Here is a 14,878-nt window from a genome sequence, read left to right on the forward strand (position 1 = left end):
AAAAAATACTAAATATGGTAAAATATAAATAAGGGTATTAAGTATTAAAAAATGAATAAATAATAAAAGGTGATATTTTGTAATAATATATATTGTAAAAATAATAAATTTGGAGGAAAGGCTAATGAGAATAAGTTTTAAAAAGGTAATTCTTTTTGCTATTGGATTTTTATTTATGATAAATTATTCTTTTAATGCATTTGCAGATATATTAGATAGTGCATCAAATAAATTTTTTAGTAGCAATAATATTAATGAAACATTAGATGCTCAATCAGATGTATATGCAGTTGGGAATAATTTGAGGTTTAATGGAATTGTTAAGGCTGATTTACTTGTTGCAGGAAATAATATTGATATTCAAACTGAATCTATAGGAGGAAGTATTAGAGCAGCAGGAGCTACAATAACAATTGATTCAAATGTTGAAAGAAATATAACTGTAGCAGGAGCAAGTGTTGATATAAAAAGTGGAACTAAAGCAAAGGGAATATATATATCAAGTGGAGATGTAAATTTTGAAGGTGAAGCAGAAGATTTAATGATTAATGGAAATGTAGTTACTATTAATGGTATAGTTACAAACAATGTTAAAGTAAATTGTACTAAGCTTATAATAGGAGAAAAAGCTAAAGTTATTGGGAATTTTAAGGTTAAATCAGAAGAAGATATGGAAGTATTAGGAGATTTTAATACTAATAATATTACTTTTGAAAAAATAAGTTATGATAAAAATGAAACAAGATTGTTAGGAAAAATTAATATTTTAGGGAAATTTGCACGTATTATAACTGCAATAATCTTAGCAGTTTTAATAACTTTACTTTGCAATAAATATAATAATAAAGCAGTTGAAAGATTTGAATATAGACCTTGGATGCCTTTTATAATAGGATTTGCAACATTAGTGATTTTACCTATGGCAGCAATATTATTATGTATAACTATAGTAGGAATTCCAATTTCAATAATAAGTTTTATTATTTATGGATTATTAATTTATTTAGCACCGATATTTACAAGTGTAATACTTGGAAAAGTTGTACTTAAAAATATGAACCCTTACCTTTCTGCAATTATATTTACTTTAATTGTTAAGATATTATTGTTTATACCATATATTGGAGGAGTTATAATATTTGCTTGTATTTTATTATCATTAGGCATATTTATACAAAATATATTTGATAAAATGATTTAAGGGTAAATTTAAAAATAAGAAGAAGATGTATCTATTCAAGGTACTTCTTTTTCTTTTATATTAAAAAATTTTAGTATAAAGACATTAAAATTATTATGTACTATAAAGTACTTATTTGACCAAAATTATTAAATTTTTTATAATAATTGTATGAGTACGATTAATGTATGATAATTGGGGAGAATGATATGGAAAAATATAATATAAAATTTAATGAGTATGAACCTAAATATGTTCAAATAGCAGAAAATATAAAAAAGCTAATTAATTCAAGGGTTATTAAAGATGGAGATAAATTACCTCCAATTAGAGAGCTTTCAAAATCATTAAAAGTTAATAATGTTACTATTGTAAGTTGTTATAATAAGCTTGTAGCAGAAGGATATGCATATCAAAAGATGGGGGCAGGAACCTTTGCAAAGAAAAGGGAAATAGTTGATTATTTTAAAAAAGAATATTCAAAAGAAATAAAGCTTATAAAAAATAATTGTGAGAGTAACATAATAGATTTTACAGGAGAAAGTTCCAAAATAGTTGATTTTCCAATAGATGAATTTAAAAAAGTAATTAATGAGGTTTTAGATAGGGATGGAGCAGAAGCTTTAATTAAGCAGGAAGCCTTTGGATATTATAATTTAAGAAGTACTATAAATAAAGTATTTTGGGAAAATTCATTAAATATTGAAGACTTATTAATAGTGTCTGGGGCACAACAAGGAATTGATATTGCATCTAAGGCTATATTAAACATTAATGATAATGTTATTGTTGAAAAGCCAACTTATGCTGGGGCATTATCAGTATTTAAGTTTAGAAGAGCTAATGTTTTTGAAATTCCAATTGATGAAGATGGAATTAACATTAAAAAATTTGAAGAAATTCTTAAGAAAAATAAAATTAAGTGCTTTTATACTATGAGTTATTTTCAAAATCCAACTGGAATTAGCTATAGTAGAGAAAAAAAGATTAAAATATTAGAATTAGCTAATAAATATGACTTTTACATAATAGAAGATGATTATTTATCAGAGTTAATATTTGATGAAAATATAAAACATGAGCCATTTAGAGTATTGGATAATAATGATAGAGTTATCTATATAAAAAGTTTTTCAAAAATATTTTTACCAGGAATAAGGCTTGGTTATATTATATGCCCTAAAAAATTTAGAGAAAGTATTCAAAATTCAAAGGTAAACACAGATATTGCAACTTCTACATTGATGCAAAGAGCATTAGAAATGTATATTAAGGAAGGATATTGGATTAAATACATAGATAATTTAAAAAGTGGATATATAAAAAGATATGAGCTTATGAAAAAGCTAATTAAAGAAAATTTAAGTGAATATGTAACCTTTATGGATCCAAAAGGTGGATTAAGTTTTTATTTAAATATAAAAGATAAAGAAATAAAATCAAAAAAATTATTTTATAAATTAAAAGTAAAAGGTGTTTATATTACTCCAGGAGCGATATTTTATAGAGAGTTGAACTTAGGAGAAAGTTACTTTAAAATAGGATTTTCACAAGTTACTGAAGATGAAATATCAAGGGGGATTAACATTATAAGGGAGGGATTTAAGCAGTGGCATATATAACAATTAGAGAATATGGTGAAGATAGTTTTATTGAAAAAAAATCTGAATTTATAGGATATGCTAAAAGAGTTGAAAATGAAGAAGAAGCAAAGGCTTTTGTAGCAGAAATAAAATCTAAACATAAACAAGCAAGACATAATTGTTGGGCATATATCATAGGTGAAAATATGGGGATTCAAAGATATAGTGATGATGGTGAACCACAAGGAACAGCAGGTATTCCTATATTAGAAGTTATGAAAAAGGCAGATATAACAGATTGTGCAGTAGTTGTAACAAGATATTTTGGCGGGATTTTACTTGGCACAGGAGGTCTTACAAGAGCATATACAAAAGGTGCTTCTATAGCTTTAAAGGCAGGAGGCGTAGTTGAAAAAGTTGAGGGGGTTAATATATCATTACATTTAGATTATGATATGATAGGAAAAGTTCAGTATTTTTGTGGTCAAAATAATTGGCATATTGAAGATACTGAATATACAGATAAAGTTATAGTTCATATACTAGCAGAAGTTACAGTTGCAGATGAAATTGAAAAAGAAGCAATTGAAGCAAGTAATGGAAAAATAACTGTTGAAAAAAGTGAAGAAGGTATTTATTTTAAAGAAGATAATAGATTATATAAAATTTTATAGTTTCTAAACTGGTACAAAAATTGTTAAATAAAGTACCTTATGATATAATAAAAAGGATTTTTATAATATTTTTGAATTTAGGAGGATGAAATAATGTCAGGACATTCAAAATGGCATAATATACAAAATAAAAAAGGAAAAGCAGATGCTAAAAGAGGGAAAATCTTTACTAAAATAGGTAGAGAGCTAATGATAGCTGTTAAAAATGGAGGGCCAGATCCTGATAACAACCCTAAATTAAGAGATGCAATAGCAAAAGCAAAAGCAGCTAATATGCCAAATGATACAGTTCAAAGATCAATAAAGAAGGCTTCAGGGGAAATAGATTCAGTTAACTATGAAAGAATAGTATATGAAGGATATGGGCCATCAGGAGTAGCTGTTATTGTTGACACTTTAACTGATAATAAGAATAGATCAGCAGGGAATGTAAGAAGTGCTTTCACTAAAGGTGGCGGAAATATGGGAACTACAGGTTGTGTAGGATTCATGTTCCAAGAAAAAGGTGAAATTGTTATAGAAAAGGGAGAGCTTGATGAAGAAGAATTAATGATGATGGCATTAGATGCTGGTGCAGAAGATTTCAATAGTGATGAAGAAGAAGTATTTATAATTACAACTTCACCAGAAGATTTTGGAACAGTTAGAGAAGCTTTAGAAGCTGAAGGATTAGAATTCTTAGAAGCAGGCGTTAAAATGATTCCAGATACATATACTGAAATTGATGAAGAAGCAGCTAAGAAGTTCCAAAAGATGTTAGACTTACTTGAAGATGATGATGACGTTCAAGAAGTTTACCACAATGCTGAATTCCCAGAAGGATGGGATGAATAGAGTGCTTAGATGTATTCTGAACTTTAAAAATCATTTGATAATGGTATATAAATTTGTTTAAAGACACTTTTAAGCTTATGAATTTATTAAGAAGTTGATTATATATTCCAGAGAAAAACTTTAAAATGATTAGATATTTTGGTATATATTTTCTTTTAGTTGATATATAAAATAGTGTTTTAGAACTTAGGAATAAGCTCCAAAACACTATTTATAGTATTAGAATTTTTGGTTATAGAAGATATATTAAAGTTTTTGATTGCCTATTGACCAAACATGTGGCTTATTTTTAGTTTCAATAGTATTTTGGGTCATTACACCAACTAACCTATGAGGAATATATAGCTCTTCTAAATAAGCAATTTCTTCATCAGATAATGTTATATTAACTGAATTTGCAGCATTTTCAATTTGTGCTAATTTAGTAGCTCCAACAACTGGTGAAGTAACTTTTGTAAGTAACTAAGCTAATGATATTTCTAACATTGAAACTCCTTTTTGAATTGCAAGTTCATTAACTCGTTCAATAATAAGTGAATCTTGCTCTTGTGTTGTATCATATTTTCCTTTGGAATAACTGTCTTCAATAGCTCGTTTCGAAGAGTCATTTTTGATTCTTGCTAGACGACCTGAGGAAAGTGAACTATATGGAGTAATAGCAATATTATCTTCATGACATAGTTGAAGCATTTCTCTTTCTTCTTCTCTAAAAATTAAATTATAATGTCCTTGAACTGAAACAAATTTAGCAAATCCCTCTTTTTCAGCTAAGGCATTTGCTTTGGCTAATTGCCATGCATAACAGTTAGAGATTCCAATATATTTTACTTTTCTTGATTTAACTAAACTATTTAAGCCTTCCATAATTTCATAAATAGAAGTATTGTAATCCCACATATGATAAATATATAAGTCAACATACTCCATTCCTAAGTTTTCTAAACTTTTGTTTAACATCATTTGAACATGTTCTTGACCAGATATACCGTTATCGATTTTTTCTTGTGTTCTAGGGAGGAATTTTGTTGCAACAACAACTTCATCTCTTTTAGCAAAATCTCTTAGTGCTCTACCTAAATATTGCTCACTAGTACCACTTTGATATCCAATTGCAGTATCAAAAAAATTAATTCATAAATCAAGTGCTCTTTTTATGATTTCTCTAGAGTGATCTTCATCCAATGTCCAAGAATGTTGACCAGAAGTAGAATCTCCAAATCCCATACAGCCTAAACAGATACGGGATACTTTTAAATCTGAATTACCTAATTTAATATATTTCATTTTTATCCTCCTGTAATTATTTGTTCTAAAATAGTTTATTTCATATTAATCATCTTACATCATAAAGTATACTTTAAGTCAAGTAGTTGGAAGATATTTTTTTATCAGAAATTAAATATATTTAATAAAGAATTTTAAGAGTATAAGACTAATATATGTATATAAGGTAAAATTTGTTTTAGTTTTATTGTTTTTAATATATAATAAATATAATGAGTGATGAACAATTGTATTATAAGACGAGTTAGTTTTATTTTTTAATTAATAAATGGGAGTTTATGGAGGTTGAAATGAAGATACATATTATTGGGGGAAGTGGAACAGGAAAATCGTATTTAGCAAATGTTTTATCTGAAAAATATAATATTCCTCATTTTGATCTGGACAATTTACAATGGGATAATACAACTAATACATATGGAGTAAAAATGCCCGTAGATAGAAGGAATAAATTATTAAAAGAAATTCTTGAGAAAGATAGTTGGATTATTGAAGGTGTATATTATAAATGGTGTCTGCAATGTTTTGAAGATGCTGATATAATTTATATTTTAGAAGTACCTAGAATGATATATAAATTTCGTATAATAAAACGATTTATAAAAAGAAAGCTTGGAATTGAAGAAGGCAAAAAGGAAAGTTTAAATTCTTTGAAAGCTTTGCTAAAATGGACAGATAAATTTCAAACTGTAGAGATTGAAGAAATAAAGAGTGTATTGCAAAAATATAACAATAAGGTTGTATTGATTAAAGGTACTAATGGTAGTAATAATCTATTAAATATATAAATTTCAATATGCCGATTAGATTTATAGGAACAATTTTAATATATATTTATTTGTAATATTTAATAGCTAGAGGAGATGATAAAAATAAAAAAAATAAATTTTGTGTTAATAGTGATAAGTATGTTTTTATTATGTAGTTGCAATGATACTAATTTAGAGCAAGATGAAAGTAAAGTTGTAAGTGATAATATTGTTCAAGAAGAAAGTATAGAGGAAAAATTTACAGTTAGTGAAGTGGTTGAATACCTATGTTCAAAAGAAGTTAAAGATAGAGAATACAATAAAGAAGGAAATCGAAAAACAACTGAATATATTAATGAGTTATATAAACAATTAAATTTAGAATTTGTTTTTGGTAAATCATATTTAGATAATTTTTTTTGTAATGATATAAATATTAGCAATGTTGTTGGTAAGATTAGTGGAAAAGATAATAGTACTGCTATTATTTTGACAGCCCACTTTGATGCTTGGTTTAATGGAGCTGTTGACAATGCATCAGGTGTTGCTACAGTTCTTAAAATAGCTAAATTATTAGAAGATACATCAAAAAAACAATCACTTAATTATGATGTTATTTTTCTAATGAGTAATGGGGAAATGGCTCTTTTTTCAGGTAGTAGAGATTTTGTTACAAAACTTGAGAAACTACAATATCAAAGAGTTTTTAATATAAATATTGACTGTGTTGGAATGAAAGATTCATATAATTCTAATCCTTTAGGTTTGAAAAAATTAAGTAAAATTAGAGATTCAGAAATATTATATTCTGGTATTAAAGAGATTTTTAATAATAATAATATAGATTTTGTTGATGATTATCCTACTGAAAAAGCTAAATTTGCTTTTGAGCAAAATATGGGGGTAAGTGATTATTTTGCATTTGAGGAAAATAATCATGCCAATATTCATATATGTCAACAGGGTGTTTCAGAATTTATTTTAAATGAAAAGGATACTCCAGAATTGATAGACTATGAAAAAATAGAGAAACTTGCTAATATACTATCTCTTTATATACAAAATGTAACATTATAAGGTATTAGGTAAATAATTATGCTTTATGTATTAAAAGCTACTTGATAAATTGCAATTTGTAATCTGTGGTAAAATGTTTATAAGCATAAAAGAACAATTTATTATTATTAGGTGTACAAGTATAGGAGGTAATAAGGATATGATATTAAAATATAAAAATGAATATAATGATTATTATGAATTTTGACATTTCAATTAAGTAAAAGATTGAATGTATTAGAAAAAAGAAAATATTTTTTGATTTATTTATTAGTTTCATTTATGATAGTGTTTTTATATGGTTGGAGTAAAGGATATGTAACTGATATTAAACTTATATCAAATTTTATATTTTGGGGAATAGTTATGGTTATAAGAGTAAAATATAGTATATAACTTTTTTATATTTTTTCTTCAATCCTCAAATAATATTTTTTCTTTCCAAAACTAATTAAAATTATTTGAAATTAATTTTCAATTACTAATTCCTTTCGTTTTCTCACTTATACTCTAATATTCTCATTAATATTAATTTGATCTTATTTGACCTTTGTTTTATAATATACTTGTACAAAGAGATAAGAGAAGTAATTAAAGGCTTCCCAATAAGAAGGCTCAATTAAGCTAACAAATCTACTTTTGAACTTTCAAAAAACTAGTTAAATGAAACTCACTACTCACATTCGTTTGTAGGAGTAAGTTCAATTAACTAAATTAAAATTTAGAATTTCACTTATAAAGGAGGTCTTTGTATGTTCTGTTTAGTACCTTTTAAATTTAATAATGAAAGAAATAACAAAGGATTAACTATTAATGACATGTTTAATGATTTCTTTAATGGTGATATGTTAGCAGAATTCAATTCAGGTGGAAACTTCAAAACTGATATAAAAGAAGCTCTTAAAGAATATATTATTCATGCTGAATTACCAGGAGTTAAAAAAGAAGATATAAATATTGATTACAACAATAATTATTTAACTATTTCTGCCACAAGAAATAATGAAAATGAAGAAAAAAATGATAATTATATTAGGCCTGAAAGAATCTATGGTTCAGTTTCTAGAGGGTTTTACATCAATAATGTTAATAAAGAAGGCATTAAAGCAAAATTTGATAATGGTGTTTTAAATATTGAATTACCTAAGAAAGAATTAACACAAAATAATAGTAATAAGATTTTAATAGAATAAACTGTAAGTAGTTTTTAGTTTTTAGTTTTTAGTTATGGTTGAAATTACATAAGGAATTTCTTAAAGTTATATTTTCAAAAATTAAGCATAAGCTAAATTTTTTCCTTAACTTGTAACTTGCCACTTGTCACTATGAACTTCTAACTCCTAACTAACCAACTGGGATAGCAATAAAGCAACTGCAAAACCTATTTTTAAGTTTGCAGTTGCTTTTTTATCTCAAAAGATCTATATTCTAATATTTACTATTATAGCATTATATTTAATAAGATATTTTAAGACTATAAGATTAATATGCATAAAAAGTAAAAAATGCTTTTAATTTACTATTTATAATGTATAATAAATATAATGATTTATGAACAATCGTATTAAGATACGATTTATAAAAGAGGGGGAATTAAAAATGGATGTTAATAACTTAACAGTAATTATTGCTTTGATAAATTTGGTTATTTTTATTGCAATTCCAATTGCTATAGTTATATTTATAATAAATATAGTCAAGAATCAAAAGAAAATGAAATCAGATATAGACTTATTAAATAAAAGATTAAGTGAATTAGAAAATAAATAATTTGCGAACAATCTTATTTTAATCTATGGTGTTAGTATAAAGTAGTGGATACATTAAAACGAACTAAGTAAAATAATATTTAGTTAATAAATGACCATATTGTAAAAAATAAAATTTATAATATCTAAATATTATTTTGATAAGAAAGGTTTGATATAGTATGAAAAAATATCTGTTAGATAGTAATATAATAATTAATCTTTGGGAAAAAGATGAAAAAACATTAAATAAATTAATTAAGCAAAATAAACTTTTAATATTAGAAGAAGTACTAAAGGAATTATCAGTAAAAGAAGCTAAGATATATAGGAGTAGAGAAGTTTTAAGTGAAAGGTTTTGTGAATTATTACCTTTTGCTCTTAAAATTAATAAACAAGATATAAGTGGATTTTACTTTATTTTAGATTACACAATAAAAGAAAAATTTAAAAATAATAATTTATCAGAAAATGATTTTTTGCAACTATTTGCATGTTATATTAATGAAAATTTAATTTTAGTAACAGAAGATAAAGCATTATTGGAAATTGGAGGATGTATTGCTAAAAAAGAAAGAGTAATATCATTAAGTGATTTATATAATATTGAAAATGATTAAAAGATAAAATATTAAAGAAAAGATAAAATAAGATCATTTTCTAATTTATATATTGAAGTGCAGTTATGGATATATTATAATTTATAGGTATTTCGTTGATAAATTTGGGAGATACTGTTTAAATATAGAGCCGAAGGGGAAAGTGCGGCAAACTCTCAGGCAAAAGGACCAAATTTTGAGAAAACTCTGGAAAGACTATTAAAAGCACCGACGAAGCAATCTTAAGTATAGTAGGAGAATCTTTCAGGTAAAAAGACAGAGACGCAATTGTTTTAATAATTAGTCTAGTTAGAAGTAAAGAAGGGGGATTTTTTTGGATTATATTACAATTTTAGAGTATATCGGTGTTTTTGCTTTTGCCGTATCAGGAGCAATAGTAGCTATTGAAGAGGAATTTGATGTTTTTGGAGTTTATATAATTGCAATAATTACTGCAATGGGTGGAGGAGTACTTAGAGATATAGTTTCAGATGTAGGAATTCCAGTATTTTTTACAAGTTATATGACAATTCCATTTATTATTGCAGGAACTTTATTAGCTATATTTTTAAAAGGAAATTTAAAATATAAGAATTTATTTGTATTTATAGATGCAATTGGATTAGCTGCCTTTTTTGTATCAGCAGCTGTTAAAGCAATCAATAGTAATTATAATTTTATGTTATTTATATTTGCAGCTAGTATAACTGGAGTTGGTGGAGGAGTTCTAAGGGATATAATAACTAATAGAAAACCGCAAATTTTTAAAAATGATATTTATTGTATTGCAGGAGTTATAGGTGTAACTATACTTTGGTTTATATATCCTATAATTGGGATGGAATCAGCACAATTTATAACTTTGATAATTATAGTACTTATTAGAATGATAAGTTATTATAAGACCATAAATTTACCAGTAATATGTAAAGAAAGAGTATAAAATTTAAGAAAAAGACTAAATATTAAAATGATGTACGGTATGAGAAAAACTCTCATATCTTTTTTGTTTTAGTATTTAACAATAAAAGGGTTATAAGTTAAATATAGAGATTATTTTTATAAAAGAATAACTTGATATAAAATTTAATATAAATTATATAGGAGTATAAGCTGGGGGTATAACATGGATAGTACAAAAGCAATGGAACATGTTCATAAAAGTGATAATGGTAAGATATTTACTCATACTCATAAAAATGCAGAGGGGCACACACATACACATTCTCACGAAAGTACAAAAGCTATATTGAATCGTTTATCTCGTGCAGCTGGACATTTAGAAGCTGTAAAACGTATGGTTGAAGATGAGAGGGATTGTAGTGAAGTATTAATTCAGTTAGCTGCAGTTATATCAGCATTAAATGGAGTAAGTAAAATAATATTGCAGGAACATATAGAAGGGTGCATAGTAGAAGCTATAGAATGTGGCGATAAAAGGCCTATAGAAGATTTAAATAAAGCAATAGCTAAGTTCATTAAATAAATAGTTAATGATACCACGTTAAAAAAGAGAATTCGTATTGGAATTCTCTTTTTTTATATAATATTTTTTATGAAAACTAAAATTTATTTATTATAAAAAAATATAAAATTAATCCCCCTACCCAGGTTGTTGATAGTTGGTAAAAATGATAAAATTATGGTATAAAATGGTAAGGGGGCGGGGGAGTTTATGAAAAAAAAATCGTTGATAGTATCTCTAATAGTAAGTATGTCATTACTCATTGTAGGATGTAATAATGGAAAAAGTACAAGTGTGAAAAATAACTCTAAGGATGATAATAGTATTTCAACATATGCTAATAATGAGAATAATGATAGTAAGGACAGCATTACAGCATATGTTGGAAATAATATTTTTGAAAGTAGCTTAGATCCAATTAAAGGAGCAATGAGTTATGGATATTCGTTTACAAATAATGCGTTAACACGAGTAAATCCAAATTCAGAATATGAAGGTGATTTAGCAGAAAGTTGGAGTATAAGCGAAGATTCATTAATTTATACTTTTAATTTAAAAAAAGGTATTAAGTTTCAAGATGGATCAGATTTTACTGCTGAGGATGTAGTGTTCACTTATGAGACAGTAAAAAATAATCAAGCAGATAATGAAAGTGTTGATCTTACAAGATTAAAAAGTGTAGAGGCTGTAGATGATTATACAGTTAAATTTACATTATCAGAGCCATATTCACCATTTTTTGATTCCATTGCATTGTTAGGAATTGTTCCAAGTGATTCATATGATAGTAAAGTTTTTGATAAATCACCAATAGGAACAGGACCATGGAAAGTAATTCAATATAATACAGATCAACAAATTATAGTACAAGCTTATGAAGATTATTACGAGGGAACTCCAGAAATTAAACAAGTAACATTTGTAAAAATGGATAGTAAATCAGCTTTTTCTAATGCTAAGTCTGGCCAATTAGATATAGTTATGGTAGATCCAAACTATTCTAAAGAAATAATAAATGGAATGCATTTAGAAAATCTTGAGACTATGGATGTACGTAATATTAGTTTACCATACTTAAAAGAGCAAACAATGACAGATAAAGATGATAATGAAATATTAGTAGGTAATAATGTTACATCTGATATAGCTGTACGTAAAGCTTTAAGTATAGGAATAAATCGTGAACAAATAATTGAAAATGCATTAAATGGTGTAGGTAAAAAAGCTACTGGTTTTACAACTAATTTAGTTTGGGGAAATCCTTTAGTTTATGATGATAATCAAAAAGAGGAAGCAAAAAAAATACTTGAAAAATCTGGATGGATAGATAGTAATGGTGATGGAATTTGTGAAAAAGATGGGATAGTTTGTGAATTTGATGTTTATGCACCATCTAATGATGAGCAACGATATTTATTAGGAAGTGCTGTTGCAGAAGATGCAAAAGAGTTGGGAATAAAAATAAATGTTAAACAAGGAACATGGGATGAACTTACAGTTAAAGCTAAAACATGTGGTATTATATGGGGTTGGGGACAATATAATCCTACAGTATTAAAGTCATTATTTTATTCTGATTTATTTTTAAGTGGTGATTACGATAATACAATTGGATATTCAAATAAAGAGGTAGATAAATTAATAGATGAAGCTATAGATTCTAATAATCAAGAAGATGCAGTAGAAAAGTGGAAAGAAGTACAAACAGTTTCAAGTGAAGATTATCCATATTTATATATTGTAAATATTGAGCATAGCTACTTTGTAAATGACTATCTTGATATTTCTATAAACACACAAATACCACATCCACACGGACATGGTGCACCAATTATTTGTAATATGAAGGATTGGAAGATTAATGAATAGAGTAAAATATATAAGTTCAGTATTTTTAAGAATGTTATCATTATTAATAGGAGTTAGTATTATTTCTTTTATTTTAGTTACAAATTCGCCTATAGATCCATTAACATCATATATTGGAGCAGAATCTACACTTTCAGTAGAGGCAAAGGAGGAAATTGCAGATCATTGGGGGTTAAATGATCCACCATTAGAAAGGTTTGCATCTTGGGGTAAAAATGTTTTAAAAGGTGATTTTGGAACATCAATAACATATAAGCAGCAAGTTAGTACAGTTATATTAGAGAGATTTAAATATTCAATAGTATTAATGTTAGTAGCTTGGTGTTTTTCAGGAATAGTTGGATTTTTAATTGGCGTTTTAGCAGGTATATATAAAGGAAGTTTATTTGATAAAATTATAAAAATATTTTGTCTTGCATTGCAATCAGCACCAACATTTTGGATAGGTTTATTAATTTTAAGCTTATTTTCAGTATATTTAGGGTGGTTTCCTATAGGATTTGCAGTACCCATGGGTAAGTTATCTTTGAAAATTACAATTTGGGATAGAATATATCATCTTATATTACCAGCATTAACACTTAGCATATTAGGTATTAGTAGAGTAACATTATTTACAAGACAAAAGTTAATAGAAATATTAAATAGTGACTTTATACTTTTTGCAAAAGCGAGAGGGGAAAATACGAGACAACTAGTAATTAGACATGGGTTAAGAAATATAGCATTACCAGCTATAACAGAACAATTTGCTTCATTTAGTGAACTTTTTGGAGGGATAGCATTAGCTGAAACAGTTTTTTCTTATCCAGGATTAGGTACAGCAACAACAGCAGCAGGATTAAATGGTGATGTTCCTTTATTACTAGGGATTGCAATATTTAGTGCTATATTTGTATTTGTAGGTAATTTTATTGCAAACATATTATATGGAGTATTGGATCCAAGATTAAAGGAGGGAAAATACAATGGTTAATAGCCACTTAAGAGTGTCAAGAAAAGGTAGGTTTAATATTTTTCCTAATACAAGGGCTAAGATAATATTTTATGTAGCAATTTCTACTGTATATTTATTAGTAGTATTTATTTTAGGAATTACAATGAATTCAAATAAATATGCAGTGGATTATTCAGCAAAATTTATAAGTCCGTGTTTACAGCATTTGTTTGGAACAGATTTTATGGGAAGAGATATGTTTTGGAGATGTATAAAGGGATTATCTAATAGTATTTTAATAGGAATACTTGCATCTATAGTAAGTTCTTTTATTGCTCTTGTATTTGGAGTTTCTTGCGCTATTATTGGTGGAAAATACGATAAATTAATTAATTGGTGTGTTGATCTTTGTATGGGGATTCCACATTTGATTTTACTAATTTTAATATCATTTATGCTTGGAAGAGGGACAGTGGGAGTTACAGTAGCAGTAGCAGTTACCCACTGGCCTGCACTTACAAGGCTTGTTCGTGCAGAAGTACTTCAGGTTCGATCATCTCAATATGTCCAAGCAGCCTATAAAATGGGGAAAAATAAATTTGAAGTTGCAGTTAATCACATTATTCCACATGTATTACCAGTATATTTAATTGGAGTTGTACTGTTATTTCCACATGCTATTATGCATGAAGCATCAATAACATTTTTAGGATTTGGAATTCCAGCAGAAGTTCCTGCAATTGGAGTTATCTTATCAGAAGCAATGAATCACATTACAACAGGAAAATGGTGGCTTGCAGTTTTCCCAGGATTAATGCTTTTAAGTGTTGTAATCTTATTTGATGTAATTGGAGAGAATCTTAAGATTTTAATTAATCCCAATAGCGGAAATCAATAAAT

The 14,878-nt window shown here is 26.7% G+C and carries 15 protein-coding genes, 1 pseudogene and 2 riboswitches; of the genes and pseudogenes, 14 read left to right on the forward strand and 2 right to left on the reverse strand.

The window, feature by feature from the left end; translation table 11 throughout:
* Positions 1 to 124 precede the first annotated feature (124 nt).
* From ACUN06_RS05550 to ACUN06_RS05565, 4 genes are all read left to right on the forward strand, one after another.
* Positions 125 to 1,201 carry a hypothetical protein gene (locus ACUN06_RS05550; protein ID WP_449390186.1) on the forward strand — a complete coding sequence of 359 codons (1,077 nt, stop codon included), beginning with the start codon at positions 125 to 127 and terminating at the stop codon, positions 1,199 to 1,201.
* A 188-nt stretch (positions 1,202 to 1,389) separates the two neighbouring features.
* A complete protein-coding gene (gene pdxR, locus ACUN06_RS05555; RefSeq protein WP_449390187.1) occupies positions 1,390 to 2,802 on the forward strand; it encodes a MocR-like pyridoxine biosynthesis transcription factor PdxR in 1,413 nt (470 codons plus the stop codon).
* Positions 2,790 to 3,437, forward strand: a complete 648-nt coding sequence (locus ACUN06_RS05560) for a YigZ family protein (protein ID WP_294124805.1) — start codon at positions 2,790 to 2,792, stop codon at positions 3,435 to 3,437. The genes pdxR and ACUN06_RS05560 overlap by 13 nt, the downstream gene beginning before the upstream one ends.
* 93 nt (positions 3,438 to 3,530) lie before the next feature.
* Entirely contained in the window at positions 3,531 to 4,271 is a 741-nt protein-coding gene (locus ACUN06_RS05565) for a YebC/PmpR family DNA-binding transcriptional regulator (RefSeq protein ID WP_291736905.1), read from the forward strand.
* A gap of 246 nt (positions 4,272 to 4,517) precedes the next feature.
* Here the strand turns inward: ACUN06_RS05565 and ACUN06_RS05570 are convergent.
* Together ACUN06_RS05570 and ACUN06_RS05575 are read right to left on the reverse strand one after the other, a co-directional pair.
* Positions 4,518 to 5,402, reverse strand: a pseudogene (locus ACUN06_RS05570) (aldo/keto reductase).
* Positions 5,403 to 5,555: an aldo/keto reductase gene (locus tag ACUN06_RS05575; protein WP_366770625.1), complete on the reverse strand. Its 153-nt coding sequence runs from the start codon at positions 5,553 to 5,555 to the stop codon at positions 5,403 to 5,405.
* A gap of 290 nt (positions 5,556 to 5,845) precedes the next feature.
* On the opposite strand from ACUN06_RS05575, the gene ACUN06_RS05580 reads away from it, so the two are divergent.
* The 10 genes from ACUN06_RS05580 (at position 5,846) to ACUN06_RS05625 (ending at position 14,876) form a co-directional block, all read left to right on the forward strand.
* Entirely contained in the window at positions 5,846 to 6,343 is a 498-nt protein-coding gene (locus ACUN06_RS05580; protein WP_291736119.1) for a P-loop NTPase family protein, read from the forward strand.
* Positions 6,344 to 6,418: 75 nt separating this feature from the next.
* Positions 6,419 to 7,381, forward strand: a complete 963-nt coding sequence (locus ACUN06_RS05585; RefSeq protein ID WP_291736117.1) for a M28 family metallopeptidase — start codon at positions 6,419 to 6,421, stop codon at positions 7,379 to 7,381.
* A 731-nt stretch (positions 7,382 to 8,112) separates the two neighbouring features.
* On the forward strand, positions 8,113 to 8,553 hold the full coding sequence (locus tag ACUN06_RS05590; RefSeq protein ID WP_449390188.1) for an Hsp20/alpha crystallin family protein: 441 nt from the start codon (positions 8,113 to 8,115) through the stop codon (positions 8,551 to 8,553).
* 406 nt (positions 8,554 to 8,959) lie between these two features.
* Positions 8,960 to 9,130 (forward strand): hypothetical protein, encoded by a 171-nt coding sequence (locus ACUN06_RS05595; RefSeq protein WP_449390189.1) that lies wholly within the window; start codon positions 8,960 to 8,962, stop codon positions 9,128 to 9,130.
* Positions 9,131 to 9,290: 160 nt separating this feature from the next.
* The gene (locus ACUN06_RS05600; RefSeq protein WP_449390190.1) at positions 9,291 to 9,728 is read left to right on the forward strand and encodes a PIN domain-containing protein; all 438 of its coding nucleotides are present in this window, start codon (positions 9,291 to 9,293) and stop codon (positions 9,726 to 9,728) included.
* A gap of 95 nt (positions 9,729 to 9,823) precedes the next feature.
* A riboswitch (glycine riboswitch) is annotated at positions 9,824 to 9,909 on the forward strand.
* A gap of 3 nt (positions 9,910 to 9,912) precedes the next feature.
* Positions 9,913 to 9,989: riboswitch (glycine riboswitch) on the forward strand.
* 52 nt (positions 9,990 to 10,041) lie between these two features.
* Entirely contained in the window at positions 10,042 to 10,650 is a 609-nt protein-coding gene (locus ACUN06_RS05605; RefSeq protein ID WP_294127654.1) for a trimeric intracellular cation channel family protein, read from the forward strand.
* A 201-nt stretch (positions 10,651 to 10,851) separates the two neighbouring features.
* A complete protein-coding gene (locus ACUN06_RS05610) occupies positions 10,852 to 11,193 on the forward strand; it encodes a metal-sensing transcriptional repressor (RefSeq protein WP_430392985.1) in 342 nt (113 codons plus the stop codon).
* 189 nt (positions 11,194 to 11,382) lie between these two features.
* Entirely contained in the window at positions 11,383 to 13,041 is a 1,659-nt protein-coding gene (locus ACUN06_RS05615) for an ABC transporter substrate-binding protein (RefSeq protein WP_449390191.1), read from the forward strand.
* Complete coding sequence (locus tag ACUN06_RS05620; protein ID WP_449390192.1) at positions 13,034 to 14,017, forward strand: ABC transporter permease; 984 nt, start codon at positions 13,034 to 13,036, stop codon at positions 14,015 to 14,017. The genes ACUN06_RS05615 and ACUN06_RS05620 overlap by 8 nt, the downstream gene beginning before the upstream one ends.
* Positions 14,010 to 14,876, forward strand: coding sequence for an ABC transporter permease (locus tag ACUN06_RS05625; RefSeq protein WP_294127665.1), 867 nt, complete (start codon positions 14,010 to 14,012; stop codon positions 14,874 to 14,876). Before ACUN06_RS05620 ends, ACUN06_RS05625 begins: the two co-directional genes overlap by 8 nt.
* Positions 14,877 to 14,878: the final 2 nt, after the last annotated feature.

It is taken from the genome of Clostridium sp. ETTB3 (genome assembly GCF_053571985.1).